This is a genomic window from uncultured Slackia sp. (assembly GCF_959608125.1).
Lineage (GTDB): Bacteria > Actinomycetota > Coriobacteriia > Coriobacteriales > Eggerthellaceae > Slackia.
In genome coordinates, this window is sequence record NZ_CAUHPG010000004.1 from 18,042 (window position 1) to 34,874 (window position 16,833).

At 61.0% G+C, this 16,833-nt stretch carries 15 protein-coding genes and 1 tRNA gene; 5 read left to right on the forward strand and 11 right to left on the reverse strand.

All coding sequences use genetic code 11. From position 1 onward, the window contains the following. From hisG to Q6E04_RS02140, 6 genes are all read right to left on the reverse strand, one after another. Positions 1-1,623 (reverse strand): ATP phosphoribosyltransferase, encoded by a 1,623-nt coding sequence (gene hisG / locus Q6E04_RS02115; protein WP_303249170.1) that lies wholly within the window; start codon positions 1,621-1,623, stop codon positions 1-3. 147 nt (positions 1,624-1,770) lie between these two features. Then, positions 1,771-2,709, reverse strand: coding sequence for a histone-lysine N-methyltransferase (locus Q6E04_RS02120; protein WP_303249171.1), 939 nt, complete (start codon positions 2,707-2,709; stop codon positions 1,771-1,773). 63 nt (positions 2,710-2,772) lie between these two features. Continuing rightward, a complete protein-coding gene (locus Q6E04_RS02125; protein WP_303249172.1) occupies positions 2,773-2,913 on the reverse strand; it encodes a hypothetical protein in 141 nt (46 codons plus the stop codon). A 153-nt stretch (positions 2,914-3,066) separates the two neighbouring features. Further along, entirely contained in the window at positions 3,067-3,993 is a 927-nt protein-coding gene (locus tag Q6E04_RS02130) for a SufD family Fe-S cluster assembly protein (protein WP_303249173.1), read from the reverse strand. A gap of 11 nt (positions 3,994-4,004) precedes the next feature. Further along, entirely contained in the window at positions 4,005-4,781 is a 777-nt protein-coding gene (locus tag Q6E04_RS02135; protein ID WP_303249174.1) for an ABC transporter ATP-binding protein, read from the reverse strand. A 119-nt stretch (positions 4,782-4,900) separates the two neighbouring features. Further along, the gene (locus tag Q6E04_RS02140) at positions 4,901-5,950 is read right to left on the reverse strand and encodes an ABC transporter substrate-binding protein (RefSeq protein WP_303249175.1); all 1,050 of its coding nucleotides are present in this window, start codon (positions 5,948-5,950) and stop codon (positions 4,901-4,903) included. Positions 5,951-6,450: 500 nt separating this feature from the next. Here Q6E04_RS02140 and Q6E04_RS02145 point away from each other — a divergent pair, with 500 nt between their 5' ends. Then, complete coding sequence (locus Q6E04_RS02145) at positions 6,451-7,140, forward strand: ComF family protein (protein WP_303249176.1); 690 nt, start codon at positions 6,451-6,453, stop codon at positions 7,138-7,140. A 213-nt stretch (positions 7,141-7,353) separates the two neighbouring features. Next, the gene (locus Q6E04_RS02150; RefSeq protein ID WP_303249177.1) at positions 7,354-8,661 is read left to right on the forward strand and encodes a glycosyltransferase family 2 protein; all 1,308 of its coding nucleotides are present in this window, start codon (positions 7,354-7,356) and stop codon (positions 8,659-8,661) included. Here the strand turns inward: Q6E04_RS02150 and Q6E04_RS02155 are convergent. Together Q6E04_RS02155 and Q6E04_RS02160 are read right to left on the reverse strand one after the other, a co-directional pair. After that, positions 8,615-9,484, reverse strand: a complete 870-nt coding sequence (locus Q6E04_RS02155; RefSeq protein WP_303249178.1) for a TIGR03915 family putative DNA repair protein — start codon at positions 9,482-9,484, stop codon at positions 8,615-8,617. The genes Q6E04_RS02150 and Q6E04_RS02155 overlap by 47 nt on opposite strands. A 26-nt stretch (positions 9,485-9,510) precedes the next feature. Then, a complete protein-coding gene (locus tag Q6E04_RS02160; protein WP_303249179.1) occupies positions 9,511-10,866 on the reverse strand; it encodes a putative DNA modification/repair radical SAM protein in 1,356 nt (451 codons plus the stop codon). Between the two features lie 225 nt (positions 10,867-11,091). Between Q6E04_RS02160 and Q6E04_RS02165 the strand changes: the two genes are divergently transcribed. After that, on the forward strand, positions 11,092-11,451 hold the full coding sequence (locus Q6E04_RS02165) for a hypothetical protein (RefSeq protein WP_303249180.1): 360 nt from the start codon (positions 11,092-11,094) through the stop codon (positions 11,449-11,451). 103 nt (positions 11,452-11,554) lie between these two features. Here the strand turns inward: Q6E04_RS02165 and Q6E04_RS02170 are convergent. The 3 genes from Q6E04_RS02170 to Q6E04_RS02180 form a co-directional block, all read right to left on the reverse strand. Then, positions 11,555-11,629: transfer RNA gene (locus tag Q6E04_RS02170), tRNA-Thr, on the reverse strand. 154 nt (positions 11,630-11,783) lie between these two features. Beyond that, complete coding sequence (locus Q6E04_RS02175; RefSeq protein WP_303249181.1) at positions 11,784-12,797, reverse strand: aspartate-semialdehyde dehydrogenase; 1,014 nt, start codon at positions 12,795-12,797, stop codon at positions 11,784-11,786. Next, positions 12,784-14,163, reverse strand: a complete 1,380-nt coding sequence (locus Q6E04_RS02180; RefSeq protein WP_303249182.1) for an aspartate kinase — start codon at positions 14,161-14,163, stop codon at positions 12,784-12,786. The genes Q6E04_RS02175 and Q6E04_RS02180 overlap by 14 nt, the downstream gene beginning before the upstream one ends. 223 nt (positions 14,164-14,386) lie before the next feature. Here Q6E04_RS02180 and thrC point away from each other — a divergent pair, with 223 nt between their 5' ends. Further along, the gene (thrC, locus tag Q6E04_RS02185; RefSeq protein WP_303249183.1) at positions 14,387-15,868 is read left to right on the forward strand and encodes a threonine synthase; all 1,482 of its coding nucleotides are present in this window, start codon (positions 14,387-14,389) and stop codon (positions 15,866-15,868) included. Further along, the gene (thrB, locus tag Q6E04_RS02190; RefSeq protein ID WP_303249184.1) at positions 15,865-16,752 is read left to right on the forward strand and encodes a homoserine kinase; all 888 of its coding nucleotides are present in this window, start codon (positions 15,865-15,867) and stop codon (positions 16,750-16,752) included. Before thrC ends, thrB begins: the two co-directional genes overlap by 4 nt. Positions 16,753-16,833 lie beyond the last annotated feature (81 nt).

Sequence of the window (16,833 nt, forward strand, 5' to 3'; positions counted from 1 at the left end):
CTATTCCTTTCTCGTATCTGAAAGCGCACAGGCCAGACGCCTGACGCGTTCATCGCATCGCAGGCTTGCAGGATTGGCGAAAAAACGGGCGCCGCATTCGAGCACGTCGTCGACGACCGTCAAGCCGTTTTCGCGCAGCGTGGTGCCCGTCGCTGTGATATCGATGATGCGCTCCGCCATGCCGACCATCGGCCCGAGCTCGATATTGCCGTGCAGCGTGACGATATCGGCCTGCATGCCGAGACGATCGTAGTAGGCCTGCGCGATCCGGGGATACTTCGTGCAGACGCGGATGCTGCCGAAACGGGCGTAGCGGACGTCGGCAGCGCCTGCGGCATCCGCGGGCTCGGCGACGACGAAACGACAGGTGCCGTATCCCAGATCCACCAGCTGCACCGCATCGAGGTCGGCTTCGATGAGGGAATCGTTGCCGCAGATGCCGCAATCGGCTCCTCCCGACGCCACGAACGCGGGGGCGTCGCTCGGGCGGACGACCACGAAATCGACGTCGCCCGCATGCACAACGAGCTTTCGTCCCGGGTCGCGCAGCGCCTCGACATCGAGTCCCGCCCGGTCGAGAGCAGCCACCGTATCGGCGAACAGCGAGCCTTTCGGCACCGCCACGCGCAACGGGCGGCGCACGGCGGCCGAATCGAGCGAGAGCGATTCTTCGATCTGCTCGAGCGAAAGGGCGAAGCCTGCTGCAGGAAGGCCTTCGCCGCCGAGACGAGAGAACGCATCGTCGTATCGCCCGCCCGAGCCGAGCGCGCCGGGAAGGCCGCGGGCATAGATGCCGAAGACGAGGCCCGTGTAGTAATCGAATGAATTCATGACGGAGAAATCGACGCCGATCTTTTCCGACAAGCCGAGGGCGCGCGCGGCCGACAGGACCCCTTCGAGCTCGGTCACGCCGGCGTCGTCCGCGCCGCATGCGGCGAGGATTTCACGCGCGCGGTCGAGGCACGTCGCGTCGCCGGCGATGCGGCACAGCTGTGAAAGCGCGCGGCCGGCCTGCTCGGGCAAGCCGAACCGTTCGGCAAGGTCGTCGATTCCGACCAGGTCGGATGCGTTGGCGCATTCGAGCACCGTATTGCGCTGGGAATCGGAAAGAGGAAGAACGGCGAGCAGGTCTTTCACAGGACGAACGCTGCCGCAGACGATGCGCCAGCCAGGAACGCCCGCCGCATCGAGCGCGTCGGCCGCAAGCGAGAGGACCTCGATATCGGCCGAAGGGCCGCGCTCGCCGATGAGCTCGATGCCAAGCTGCGTGAACTGACGTGAGCGACCCATGAAACGGGCCTGGTCGCGTACGATAGGCGCAGCATAGCGAAGACGGAACGGCGCCGAAGCGTGCTCGAGACGCGTCGCCACAAGACGCGCGATCGGCATGGTCAGATCGCTTCTCACCATCAGAAGGCGTCCGTCGCTATCGAACAGCTGAAAAGCCGCGTCTTCGACGCATGCCGCGCGTTCGATCGAGCGCCTGTCTTCGAGAAGCGGGGTTTCGACGGGCAGATAGCCGCGTCGTGCGAATGCATCATTCACCGTGCGAGTAATCCGCTCGCGACGAAGCGCCTCTTCGGGCATGATATCCCTGAACCCTCGCGGGCATACCGGCTTCACTGCAGCGCCCCTTTCTCTTGCGTGTGCTCTAATACTTTATCATAGTAGAGTGCTAAAGTGTTTGAAGAAAAACGCCAGCCTGCACGAAATAAACGAAGAGAGCCGCGGCATGCGCCGCGGCTCTCTTCGCAATATGCCTCCGCCCAACTAGGAAGCGGCCTTGATATAAACATAGACCTGCCTGATGGTGTCGGCGAGATTGCCCGACACGTTGGCGGCAGAATAGTCGTAGCTCAGTTTGCACGACCACGAATAGGTCGCATCGCCCGAACCCGAACCGTCTCCGCTGAAGGTGTAGACCTCCTGGGCGATCGTCGTGCCGTCGTCGGCATACGTACGATAGTCCTCGACCGCAGGCATCTCGACCGAACCCTGCTCGATATCGACGCCCGCCGTTTCGACGAGGTTCTCGACGATATGCTCGGATGAAACCGCGTCTATGAAGCTCACATCGCCATAACCGAGCGAGCCGACCGACGCGGAATAGCCCGCCTCGACGATCACGCCGTCAGCGTCAAGCGTCAGATATACCGACGGAATGTTGCCGCGCGCATCCGTCGTCTCGTCGGTGAGCGCCAGGGTCACGCTGCGGCCCACCACCTCGGTGGTCTTCTCGTCGCCCTCGCCCTTTTCTTCAGTGATGTCCTTGGAGCTGGTCTCGGTCGCTCCGCGACCGATTTCGGCGACCGCCTCGTCCTGGGTCTTGCCTATGAGCTCGACGAGTTTCGGCGCCTCTTTGCGGGCACCCGCGCCCTTGCCCGCATCAGATGCGGGAGCCGAAGAATCCTTTTCGACTTTGGCGGTCTGGGCGGCGCTCTGATAAGCGACGTCGCGAGCCTCGTCGACCAGCATCCAGGCGAAATAGCCCAAGGCCGCGATCAGAAGAACGAGCACGATCGACACCGCGATCAAGACGATGCGCATTCTCTTCGAAGCCTTATGGTGCGCCGCCGCCGGATGCTCCGGAGCGAGAAGGGGCTGCTGCGCGCTTTCCCCTTCTTCGACGGAACGCTCACCCTGCCGGCTTTCGACCTCAACGGCCTGTTCTTCTTTATCGGTACGTGCGTGCTTGGCATGCTTCGCCATGAATACGCCTTCCTTCCCCGATCGCCCGAAAAGCCTGGACTTTTCGGAAAAACCGCCGATCGACTAGTTGAATGCTATATATGCCACGATCGCGGCAAGGATGACCGCCGCTGCGGCGAGAATGACCTTCTGCATGGCGCTCATAGGCGGCACATTCTTCAAGTCCTCTTCGGTTTGCTCTCGATAGCGTTCGTCTCGCGCCATGAAGGCACCCCTTTCGCTGTATCCGTCGATATATGCGTTGGTCGCATTCCGAGTATTATACGAGCAAGGCCCGCTCATATGCGGGCCTTGCCTTGAATATCCATAGCGCATCGGCGCTCACGTCCGCCTATGCAGGCGGATTGGGCGGTGCTTTTAGGAAAGGAAGTCGTCGAGAATCTCGGCCTCGGCTTCTTCCTCGGTCAAGCCGAGCGTCATCAACTTGACGATCTGATCGCCCGCGATCTTGCCGATCGCAGCCTCATGGATCAACTGGGCGTCCTCGCTTGCCGCTTCGATACCGGGAATCGCCTTCACCTTCGCCTCGCCCATGATGATGGCATCGCACTGCACATGGCCGCGGCAAGCCGCCTCGCCGATAACCAGCGGATTGAAGATCTGCACGGAATCGTCCTGAGCGACGCTTCGCGAAATCACCTGCACGCTGGAATCATCGCCCTTCAGACGCACGGTCATATTCGACGTTGCCGTCTGAGAACCATGCGTGAGAAGCTTTTCGGTCAAAACGAGCTTTGCACCCGCCTCGAGCTCGGCGTTGGTGTCTCGAATCGTGGAGGTGACACCGCGCAGCTGAGTGGACTCCATCTCACAATGGGAACCCTCGGCCATGTAGATGTTGGTCGTGGGGTTCAAGACGCGCTCGCCCGTGCCCTCGCCTTCGCCGTAGTGCTTCTCGACGTAGCGCATGCGGGAATTCTTACCCAACCAGAAGCTGTGAATGCCGTCGTGTTCGGTCTTTTCGTCGCCGGTGTTGTGAATGCCGCAACCCGCGATGACCGTGACATCCGCGTCTTCGCCGATATGGAAGTCGTTATAGACCACATCGGTCATGCCCGCCTTGGTCATGATGACAGGAATGTGAACCGTCTCGTTCTTCGTGCCGGGCGCAATGGTGATTTCGATGCCCTGCTTGTCGGTGAAAGTCTCGATGGTGATATTAGCGCTCGAATGACGCTCGACCAGCTGACCGTCCTTGCGGATATTGAAGGCGCCGCGCGGCATGCCGTGCAGGTCGGCGATCTGTTCGAGCAGTTTCTCATCAATCGTGGAAAGGTCCGCCATGGCGTGCTCCTTTAGCAATTCGTGGAAATCTCGGTCAGGTGCAGCTCGGTCGGCTGCGTCAGCTGACAGCCATGCTGGCCGCGGTCGGCCAGACCGAGCTTGGGAAGGATTTCTTCGCGCGGGCCCATCCCCTCGATGCGGCCGTTGCGCAGGCAGACGATGTCATCAGCAAGCTGGATGATCCTTTCCTGATGGGAAATGATCACGATGCTTCGATCGTCACGCGTCTCGTGGATATCGCGGAAAGTCTCGGTCAGACGGTCGAAGCTCCACAGGTCGATGCCCGCCTCGGGCTCGTCGTAAATAGCCATCTTGGAATCGCGCGCCAGCATGGTAGCGATTTCGATACGCTTGACTTCGCCTCCGGAAAGGCTCTTGTCGACCTCGCGCGTCAGATACGCAGCCGAGCACAAGCCCACCTTCGCAAGGTACTCGTTACACTCGAGAGCCGGAAGGCGCTTCCCTGCCGCGAGCTCGAGAAGCTTCTTGACCTTCATGCCTTTGAAGCGGGCGGGCTGCTGAAAACCGTAGCCGATGCCGAGCTTGGCGCGCTCGGTGATGGAGGCGCGGGTGATATCCCGGCCGTTGAAGACGATCGATCCGGACGTAGGCTGTTCGATGCCCATGATGAGTTTGGCAAGCGTCGACTTGCCGCCGCCGTTCGGACCGGTAATGACGGTGAATTTGCCGTCCGCGATCGTCAGCGTAAGGCCGTCGATGATGCGCTTGGTCTGCGAAGATCCGTCCTCGACGGGAACCTCGAATACAAGGTCTTTCAATTCAAGCATGAGTGGTCCCCCTTGGGTATGTCTAATTGCTACTTAAAAGATAGCATATATGCAACGCAGGGTTTCCCCACATGCGGAGAAACCCTGCGTTGTGTCGGTAAATTCATCATTCGGACCGTTTAGGCGGCTTGCGCATCCGTTCCCACGGTCGTGCCCGCCGTCGATCCCGTCGTCGTTCCGGCGGCCGTTCCGCTATCCGAGCCCGCGACGGTTCCACCGGGCAGAACGGCATTCGAGCCGGCTTCGGCCTTCGGAAGAACCTCGCCGTCGACGGACTCTTCCTTGGCGGCGTCGGAATCTGCTGCATCGACGTCCGTCGTCTTGGTTGCCGCCGCTGCAGACGAAGATACCTCGACGAGAGGCAGCGCGGAAAGATCGAGCGCAGAACCAAGCCACTTCGAGCAGACCACGCCGGCGATGCCGTTATTCGTCAGCGCCTCGAGGGCGCCGGAGACGGCCTCCTGAAGGTCGGCGTTATCGGCGTTTGCAGCCACTCCGTATCCGCCGATGCTGCCGAGCACGCACACAGGCTCGACGTCGACGTTCTGGCCCAGGGCGGCATACGTTCCAATGACCGCATCGGCCGCGACATATTTGGAATCGCCCGTCTCGATGGAAGAAAGCGCAGAAAGAAGGTCGGCCTTGGCCACAAGGGCATCATCGCCGAAAGCGTTGGTGACGGCCCAGGCGCTCGTCGAGGAAGACTGTGCGGCGATCTTGGGCGATGCATCGCGCGAAGGGACCTTGGATCCCGGAGCGGCGAACAACGCGACGCCCGTCTGCGTATACGGTTTGGAGACCCATACGTTGCCGCTCTCGTCGGAGGACGTGGCGCCCATGACGATGTCGACATCGCCCTTCCTAAGAGCGGAGTCCACGTCGACCTCGCTGCCGGCGCTGCCGAGCGTGACGACCTCGAGCTTGAGGCCGAGCTGGTCGGCGATCGCCGCGGCCATATCGACATCGAGGCCCGAAGCGGAACCGTCGGATGCGGAAACCATGAAGGGAGCGCCTCCGCCGATACCAACCCTCAAAGTGCCGTCCTTGCCGATCGTGGGCGAAGATACCGTGGGCTCGAGCGTTTCGGGGGTATACGCGGTCGTCTGCGAACAGCCGACAAGCGCCAGCGCAAGGCAGACGACGCAGGCGAACGCGCCTACGAGTGACACGCGATGCTTCATCGTTTCGTTCCTCTTTTCCGATTGTCGATTCGTTTCTTCTTCCGGCTGACCTAGTCTTTGCCCCCACACTCGCGCACCGGGGGTTTGCGGATTATTCCGCTCCGCCCTCTCCCCCGGTGCAGCAGGATGCTGCAAAGAATCGCCGGAGGGTGCGTCTTACTTCTAGGATACGCCATGCTCACCCGGCAAAGCCGTGCTTACGTGGATCCTTTCGACCGCATCTGCCATGGACTGAGAGGCGGAAACGCCCCCGCAACTACAGACCCGAAAGAAGTTCGGGGGTAAGTTTAGCAGATTTAGCGGAAACGCCCCGTTCTTCAGGGGAAGACCTTCGTAAAGCCGGGAACGGCCACGGCACGAGACAAGATAATCGACGCTTTGCGGCGAATAGTCGCACGCGAGCCGGATTGCAGCCGCACGCAGGCCGGAAATCAGCCGCAGCGCAGCTCTATCCTAGGTTCGGACAGCCCGAGAAAGGAGGCGCCGCCGTGCCGTCGTTTCTAACGCAGGCGTTTTGCGAAACCCTCTGGCCCACCCGGTGCGCGCTTTGCGACGCAGCCGGCGTGTTGCTATGCGAATCATGCCTGAGAAACCTACGCTATGTCGACTTCTACCAAGCATGCCCCGCCTGTGGGGCGCCCTGGGGACGCATCCAATGCGACACTTGCAACGCCGTCGCCGTAGAGCACAAGCCCCTGGCGGCTCCGTGCGCAACCTGCCTGGAATACGACGACGCGGCCGCCGCCGTCGTGAAAACCTATAAAGACAAGGGCGAGCAGCGCCTCGGCCCCCTGATGGCGAGCATGATGGCACGTATCGTGCAACCTTCTTGGGTCGCATGGGCCCAAGCCGTCACCTACGTGCCCGCCACGCCCGACGCCGTGCGGCGCAGGGGCTTCGACCACGCGCGCTTCCTCGCCGATGCCTTCGCGCACGAAGTCGGCCTGCCTTGCATCGGACTCGTCGAGCAAGCCGGCGCCGACGACCAGAGAGCACTCGGGCGAAGGCAGCGAGCGGCGAACATCGCCGGCAGGTTTCGCGCACCGCGTGCCGCAGGTTTCGACCGCGTCATAGCCGTCGACGACGTCACTACCACGGGAGCAACCCTCGCAGGCATTCAAGATGCCCTCGCGCGCGTTCAATGCGCTTCGCGCCTCGTCACGTTCGCACGCGTCTAATACGAATTCCGGCCATTATGGAGCGTCGTCAACGGATCTTCAACGAACAGCCCGTTGCGCGCTTATGCGATTCAATATAAGAAACGCAAGCACGGGGAGGCGACGCGAAGATGCATTTTGTGTCTGCTTGCAGTCAGCCGCTAGTATGCGGCACGGCATTGACTCTATAATTTTGAAAGTTTTGTTCAAAGTAGGGCGAAAGGCAGCGACCTCGTGTTAGACCAGTTTCTCTCGCAGCTCACGGTCGTCGACATATTCAATACCGGCGTCTTCTTGGCGTTTACGATCTGCTATGTGTATCAGTTCTTCTATATCTTCACCGTTCTAACGAAGAAACCCCCCAAGCAGGAGGCCAAACGAAATCATCGCTATGCGGTGATGATTTCCGCACGCAATGAAATCGCCGTCATCGGCGACCTCATTCACAGCATCCGTATGCAGAACTACCCCCAGGAACTGATCGACATCTTCGTCATCGCCGACAACTGCACCGACGACACCGCCCGCATCGCCCGCGAAGCGGGAGCGACCGATGTGTTCGAACGATTCAACAAAGAACTCATCGGCAAAGGCTATGCCCTCGACTTCGGGTACAAACGCATCCAAGAGCTTTACGCCGACAACGGCTACGAGGCGTATTTCGTTTTCGATGCCGACAACGTGCTCGACGTGAACTACTTCCGCGAGATGAACAAGGTCTTCGACGGCGGTGCAATCGCCTCGACGAGCTACCGCAACTCTAAAAACTATGGCAGCAACTGGATTTCGGCAGGATACGCCGTCTGGTTCTTGCGTGAGGCGAAATACCTTAGCCAGGCTCGCTTGACCTTGAATACCAGCTGCGCCATCTCGGGCACCGGCTTTTACATCGCAGCCGACGTGCTCGCCCGCCACGGCGGATGGAAGTGGCACCTTCTGACCGAGGATATCGAATTCTCCGCACAGACGATTACCGAAGGCGGCCGCATCAGTTACTGCCCCACCGCCATGCTTTACGACGAGCAGCCTGTGACATTCAAAGACTCCTGGAACCAGCGATTCCGCTGGGCGAAAGGCTTCTACCAGGTGTTCGCCCACTATGCATGGGGCCTGCTCAAGGGCATCTTCACGAACAAAAAAGGCGCCCGTTTCGCATGCTACGACATGCTCATGACCATCGCACCCGCGATGCTGCTCACGATCATCACCATCGGCTTCAACGGCACGATCGCCATCCTCGCCCTGCTGGGATACATCTCCGCCGGATCGATGATCGTCAGCGCTCTATCCTGCATGTTCTTCTGCCTGTTCAACTACTGCCTGTTCATGTTCATCCTGGGCGCGCTCACCACATTCACCGAGTGGGACAATATCCATTCGACCCCGGGCAAGAAAATCGCCTATCTGTTCACCTTCCCGTTCTTCATGCTGACTTACATTCCGATCGCCTTGATCGCTTTGTTCAAGAAGGCGAAATGGAAACCGATCAGCCATACTATTTCGGTAGACGTGGAGCAGATGAGCAAGGCGAGCCAGAAATAACGCCCAGCCCTTCGGCCCTCACGTCCCCGCCCCGCAAACGATCGCTTCTCCCAAGCCCTGCCTCGTACATTCCGTCACGAGGCAGGGCTTCTTTCATTTCCGTCATATTCTTCCAGAAGCGTTCAGGCATGAAGCTTTTCCGGAGGTCGTGGTTCGTGCGAGTTTCGATCGCCACTGCATCGTAGAACCGCTTCCAAGCCTGCGCCACGATGCGCTCCTCGCCCGTAACGGCAGGAATATCGAATCCGTCGGCTTCAACCATGACCCATGACCCGCCCCGCGAAACCCCTGCGATGCGGCGGAGCTCATCGTAGATGACGAAGCTCTGCGTGTTGAAACGAGCTGCGAACCAATCCATCAAGAGCGCGACCACGTTCGCCTTGGGGTCGCAACGAGCGACGTAGACTCCTCCCTCGACCTGCTCGAATCGCAAAAACTGCTGCCACTGATGTTTTTCGTTACGGACCGACCGTTCCATTTCGGCGAACGCGCGGACCCTTTCATGTGCGATATCGCGCACAGCAGCGGGTCCACGCCTCATCGCATAACGCACGAACTCGAGAATCGCACGCCCTTTCCCGGGATCATCCGAGCAATGGACTACACCGACGGCCTCGTACGCTTTGCGGCCGCATGTGCGAATAAGCCCGTTCTCGACCCTGCAGGCGCGAACGCGGTCGGTGGCGACGACTTTCGCGCGCTGTCCGAGCCGTGGCATGAAAGCAGACTTTTTCACGATATCGACCGGATCTTCCCGAGACGCATACGCCTCGAAGACGCACGAAAGCATCCCTTCGAGCGTTCCGTCATAGAGATACGCCATAGACACAGCGGCCCTCCTTTCTTTCGCTACGCCGCCGAACGAAAGCTACTCCCCGTTTTCGTCCCGCCGCCCCCCCCTTCGTCCCAAAGCGAAAGTTGGCCGGCGACGACGCGGCGCCTGCCGCCCGCTCTTTCGGGCCGCGAGGAATCAACCAAACAGGATCGCAGGGCTTCGGGGGTGTATTCGACTCCCTTGCCCTGATACACCCCCTTACACGTGATGAAGAAGCGGGCGCGCGTGAATGCGATTCCGAGCTTACGCAATTCGACCTCGCCTAAACGGGTCGCACGGCGAGCGGCGACGATGGAACGTGCACCGCGTACGCCGATGCCCGGCACGCGCACAAGCATCTCGTAACGGGCGGTGTTCACCTCGACGGGAAACAAATCGAGGTGACGTAGAGCCCACGAAGCCTTCGGGTCCAATTCCGCATCGAGAAACGAAGTGCGTTCGTCGATGATTTCCGCGACATCGAACCCATAGAAACGCATGAGCCAATCCGCCTGGTACAGTCGGTGCTCACGGTTAAGCTGCGCGATATGGGAACGAGGAAGGCGGTCGTCTTCGTTAACGGGAAGATAGGCCGAGAAGAAAACGCGCTTGAGACCAATGGTGCGATACAGCGACGATGAGAGCGTCAGGATGCGGAAATCGTTTTCAGGGGTTGCCCCGACGATCATCTGGGTGCTTTGCCCGGCAGGCACGAACGAGCGCGCCGGCTTACGCGGGCGGCGATCCGAGAGATAGCACGTTTTTCTGCGCAACGCCGCGCGAACCTCCCTGTCTTCAGCGATGCCCTCCCTGATCTGACGCATGGGATCGATGACCGAATCCTTCGACTTCTCGGGACAAAGCAAGGCAAGGCTCTCTTTCGAGGGCAATTCCACATTGATGCTCATCCTGTCGGCGAGAAGCCCCAGACGCGTGACAAGCTCGGGCGAAGCACCGGGGATGGCCTTCGCGTGAATGTAGCCGCGAAAACCGTATTCTTCGCGCAAGATTCGCAGAGTTTCGATAATCAGCTCCATGGTGCGATCGGCGCAGCCGATGACCCCGCTCGAGAGAAACAGCCCCTCGATATAGTTGCGTCGATAGAATTCGATGGTCAAATCGGCCAGCTCGCGAGGCTTGAAAGCAACGCGCGGCACATCGTTTTCGCGGCGGTTCACGCAATAGGCGCAATCGTAGGCGCATGCATTGGAGAAAAGCACCTTAAGAAGCGCGATACAGCGGCCATCGGCGGAAAAGCTATGACATATGCCCGCCGACACCGCGTTGCCGAGCCTGCCCGTCGCCGTGCCGCGATCGACGCCGCTCGACGTGCAAGCCACATCGTATTTCGCCGCATCGGCCAGAATGCCGAGCTTTTCGATCGTATCCATGCATGCCGCCTTACAAGAATCGAACATTTATTCGTTTTGAATATAATACGAATAAATGTTCGATGCAAGACGAATTTCCGCCTATGCCCAAGAGCATCGAACGCGGGCCGAAAACCGGCACGATACCGAAACCTTGCGCCATACGGTCGGCGGCGTCGTTGCGCTATGATTGGTTCGTACGCGGCGCCGATTCGATATCGCGCCATTCGCATGACAGGAGCCCCCATGCCAGCAATGCTCGCCGCGCGCCTTTCGCGCATCATCCCGCTTCTCGCGGTTCTCGCGATCATCGCCATCGCTATCTATGCCTTCGTCTCGTGGCGCTCGACGCCGGCACGGGCCAAAGAGGTCCTGATAAAAGTGTTCACGGTGCTCAATTCAAGCCTTTCGGCGTTCTTCCTCCTTGCCACGCTGTACGCCTGGCTCGAAGGAAACGCCTTCGTAGCCGACTTCTTCATCACCTGCATGGTCACGACCCTCGTCCTGCTGGGAATCACTTGGCTTTGCCGCAGATCGTTTCTCAAGAAAAACCCCCATTACCGCTGGAGGCTCACCGACGACGCGAAGACCGAGAAACGCCGATAGCTGCTGGAGATGGAATAAGACGGCCGTCGCGGCATTCCTCGAAAATGCACGATGAAGCCCGGAAAGAAAAACGGGCCGGATGACATCCGGCCCGACGAGCTTCTGGAGCCAGTGACAGGAATCGAACCCGCAACCCACTGATTACAAATCAGTTGCGCTACCGTTGCGCCACACTGGCATATGAAAGCTGGGATATTTTACCACAACACGGAAACGACGCACCGTCGTTTCGTATGCGATTCGAATTCCGGGAAAACACCCGGAGAACAGAGCCCTCGCCGTCCCTAGGGACGGCGAGGGCTCTTCACGCGAAAGACGAAGCGATCCGTCGCCTATTCGGTGAGCATCTTAGCGATCTGGACCGCATTGGTCGCAGCGCCCTTGCGAATCTGGTCGCCGCAGCACCACAACGTAAGGCCGTGTCGGCCGGCTTCGGCGGAAATATCCTCACGCACACGACCGACGAAGATGTCATCCTGGTCAGTGGTGTCGAGAGGCATAGGATACGCCAGCGCCGAAGGATCGTCGACAAGCTTGACGCCCGGAGCCGCCGCGAGGGCCGCGCGTGCGGCCTCGACGCCGACCTCGCGCTCGAACTCGAGCGTGATGCTCTCGGAATGGGATCGCATCACCGGCACGCGCACGCAAGTGCAGTTGACACGCAGGTCGGCGGCATGCAGGATCTTGCGGCCTTCGTTTTGCATCTTCATTTCCTCGGACGTGTAACCGACCTCGTCGAAACCGCCGATCTGAGGAATGAGGTTGCATGCGAGCTGATAGGCGAACGCCTTGGGGTCCTCGATGGGCTCGCCCGCAGCGATGCGCGCCATCTGGGATTCGAGCTCGCGCAATCCGCCGACGCCCGCGCCCGAGGCGGCCTGATAGGTGGAAACGACCATGCGCTTAATGCCGCCCAGCTTATGCAGCGGATTCACGGCGACCAGGCCGATGATCGTGGCGCAGTTCGGATTCGCGATGATGCCGTTGTGCTTCGCGACGTCCTCGGGATTGACCTCGGGAATGACCAGGGGCACGTCGGGGTCGAGGCGATACGCGCTCGAATTGTCCACCGTCACGGCGCCCTTTTCGCGCGCCACGGGCACGAAACGCTCGGCGATGTTATTCTCGGCCGCGCCGAGGACGATGTCCACGCCGTCGAAGGCCTCGTCGCGCGCTTCCTCGATCACGACATCTTCGCCTTTGAACTGCGCGATCTTGCCCGCGCTGCGAGAAGACGCCAGAAGCTTCAGGTTGCCGACGGGAAAATCCTGCTCGGCCAAGCATGCCAGCATCTGCTGGCCCACGGCGCCCGTGGCACCGAGAACGGCGACGTTATACGACCTCATGGAAGGAGCCTTTCTCTTCGAGTTCTTCGACGGTGATCACATTGTCTTCGGAATCGACGAACGCGTCGTAGATCACGCGGATAGCGCGCTCGAAATCGGCGTCCTCGACGCCGACGATGATATCGAATTCCTCGGAACCCTGGGCGATCATACGAATATTGATGCCTGCATTGCCGAGCTCGCCGAACAGGCGGCCGGAGATGCCGGGGCGGCTCGACATGTTGCGGCCGACCGTGGAGATGAGGGCGAGGTGCTCGACGACCTTGATTTCATCGGGACAGAGCTCGCGTTGGATGTCGCCGACGATCGAGTACAGGCAGTCTTTCACGTCCGCGCCCTGGACCACCACGGCGAACGAATCGATGCCCGACGGGATATGCTCGATGCTCACGCGATAGCGCTCGAAAATCGCGAGCGCCTTGCGCAAGTAGCCGATCTGGTTGGACATATGGTTGGTGCGGATGTGGACGGCGACGAAGTCGCGCTTGCCGGCGATACCCGTGATGATGGGCTCGGCCAAGCCGGGCTCGGTCTCTTCGCTGATCACGGTGCCGGGATCGTCGGGGCGGTTGGTGTTCTTGATGACCAGGGGGATGCCCGCCTCTTTGACGGGGAAGATCGCCTCTTCATGCAGGACGCTCGCACCCATGTAGGAAAGCTCGCGCAGCTCGGCATAGGTGATACGCGAGATGGACTTGGGGCTATCGACGATGCGCGGATCGGCCGTCAAGAAGCCCGACACGTCGGTCCAGTTCTCATACAGGTCGGCGCCGAGGGACTGGGCGAGGATGGCGCCCGTGATGTCTCCGCCGCCGCGGTCGAGCAGGCGCACCTGGCCGTCGGCGGTCGCGCCGTAGAAGCCGGGCAGCACGAAATGCTTCTCTTCGCCGATCGCGGCGCGCAGCTGTTCGCCGGTGCGGTCCATATCGAGCGTGCCGTCCTGGTTGAACGCGATCACGTCGGCCGCGTCGACGAAAGGAAAGCCCAGGTATTCGGCCATCATGCGCGCGGTGAAGTACTCGCCGCGGCTGACGATGAATTCGGGCGTGAAATCGCCGCGCTTGGCGCGTTCGCGGAATACGCCGAATTCGTGGCCGATGGGATAATCCAAATCGAGTTCTTTGGCGATTTCGCAGAAGCGCTGACCGATAGTTCCGAGCAGGTCGTCGCAGGACACGTGGTACTGCAGGTGCGCGTTGACCAGATACAGAAGATCGGTGATCTTGCTGTCGGTCTTATCGCGCTTGCCCGCGGCGGAAACCACGACGAACCGACGGGCCGGATCGGCCTCGACGATCTTCTTCACCTTCTTGAACTGCTCGGCGGAGCTGACGCTCGAGCCGCCGAACTTCGTTATCTTGATCATATACTGCCCACCTTCGATTCGGTTGCCGGCCTCTTCGACGCACGGGCAAGGCGGGCGCACGGACGAAGCCGGGCCGCTCGTTACATCCGTGTTAACCGCAGCGGGAACGGGTCGGTCATTTCCCCGACAGGTCGCGCCGGGCGCGCGTTTTCTTGCTAGTATTAGCCGAAACCACGGCCGACAAGGCCTCATTCCCATCTGCGAAACGCCAAGGAGTAGTCGAATGGCATCAATGTACCACAGCACACGCTCTAGCGTGAAGGAGTGCTCGGCCAAACGGGCAGTGCTCGACGGACTAGCGCCGGACGGCGGTCTTTACGTCACCGACGGCCTCGGGGCCGAGCGCGTCGACCTCGACCGCATCGTCGCGCAGGCGTATGCCGAAAACGCAGCGCTCATCCTGAAAATCCTGCTCGACGACTACACCGACGAGGAAATCGCCGCATGCGTCGAAGCCGCCTACGGCGACACCTTCGCCGCCCCCGAAACCGTCCCGGTCGTGAACGTGGGCGACGATTACATCCTGGAGCTCTTCCATGGCCCCACGAGCGCGTTCAAAGACGTCGCGCTGCAAATGCTTCCGCAGCTCATGAGCCGCGCCGCCGCATCGACCAGCGAGCGCATCATGATCCTCGCCGCCACGAGCGGCGATACGGGCAAAGCGGCCCTCGCAGGCTTCGCCGATACGCCCGGCCTCGGCATCACCGTGTTCTATCCCCACGGCGGAACGTCTGAAATCCAGCGCCTCCAGATGGTCACGCAGCAGGGCGGCAACGTGGCCGTCGGCGCCGTTCGCGGTAATTTCGACGACACGCAAAGCGCCGTGAAGCGCATCTTCTCCGACGAGGCGCTGCGCGAGCGCCTGCGCGAACAGGGCGTCGTGCTCTCGAGCGCCAACTCCATCAACATCGGCCGTCTTGCACCCCAGGTGGTCTACTACTTCGACGCCTACGCGCAGCTGGTGCGCCAGGGCGCGATCGAATGCGGCGACAAAGTCGACTTCTGCGTTCCCACCGGCAACTTCGGCGACGTGTTGGCCGGATATTTCGCCCTGCGCATGGGCCTTCCCGTACGCAAGCTGATCGTGGCGAGCAACGCGAACAACGTCCTGACCGACTTCCTGACCAGCGGCGTCTACGACCGCAACCGCCCGTTCCATAAGACCATCTCGCCGAGCATGGACATCCTGATTTCGTCGAATCTCGAGCGTCTCCTTTATTACATGAGCGACGGCGACGCCGATCTGGTGGCGCGCCTGATGGACGACCTGGCGAAAACGGGCCGCTACGAAGTGCCCGCGTCCATGCTCGAGCGCATCCAGGAGACCTTCGCCTGCGGCTTCGCGGACGACGACGAGGCGCGTGCCGCCATGAAGGAATGCTTCGAGGAAACGGGCTACGTCCTCGACCCGCACACCGCCGTGGCATGGCGCGTTTCGCAGCGCGTCCCGAAAGCCGACGGCGTGGCGCGCGTGGTCCTTTCCACCGCGAGTCCGTACAAGTTCTGCCGCGACGTCTGCGCCGCGCTCGGCCTTCCCGCCGATGGCACCGATTTCGACTGCATGCGCGCGCTCGAAGAGAAAAGCGGCGTGAAGGCCCCCGCCGCCCTCGCGTCCCTCGAAAACGCGACCGTCCGTTTCGACGACGTCATGGACGCCGCCGACATGCCCGTCTACGTTGAAGGAAAGTGCGGTGAGCTGCTGTGAGCGTGAAGATTTCCGTCCCCGCCACCTCGGCGAATCTCGGAATCGGCTACGACTGCCTCGGCATGGCGGTCGGCCTGTATTCCCATTTCACCTTCGACCGCGCCGACGAGCTGACAATCACCGGATGCCCCGAGAAGTACCGTGACGAGAACAATCTTGTGTACCGCTCGTTCGTCCTGGCGCTCGAGCATTGGGGCGAAGAGCCCTTCCCTATCTCGATCCACATCGATACGGACATTCCCGTTTCGCGCGGGCTCGGCTCGTCTTCCACCTGCACCGTGGCAGGCATCATGGGCGCTGCCGCGCTGACGGGCCGCATCGTGGGCCGCGCCGAAGCGGTCAGCATCGCCACCCGGATGGAAGGCCATCCCGACAACGTGGCGCCCGCCATCATGGGATCGCTCGTCTGCTCGTTCACGCCCGAAGGCGAGCTGCCGCGCTGCATCCGCTACGACGTGAACCACCACCTCAAGTTCATCACCGTCATCCCTCCCTACGAGGTGAAAACGGAAAGCGCGCGCAAGATCGTGCCCACGGAAGTGCCCCTTTCCACCGCGGTCTGGCAGATGGGCCGCATTTCGGGATTGACCCGCGGACTCGAGACGGGCGACGTCGAGCTGATCGCCGCGGCGTGCGAAGACAAGCTCCAGGAACCCTACCGTCGCACGCTCATCCCCGACTACGATGAGGTCAGGCGCATCTGCCTCGAAGGCGGCGCCTGCACCATGTGGATTTCAGGGTCGGGATCGACCATGATGGCCGTAACGGCCGACGGGCTGGTGGCCGAAAGCCTGCGCGCCCGCCTCGCCGCCCTCTACCCCTCATTCGAAGTCCACGTGCTCGAATGCGATACGAAAGGCGTCAGGATCTCGTACGCCGAGTAGCGATATCCCGCGCATGACGAACGCCCCCGAACGACCTGCGGAATCTAACCGCGGCGCCGTTCGGGGGCGTTTTCACATACT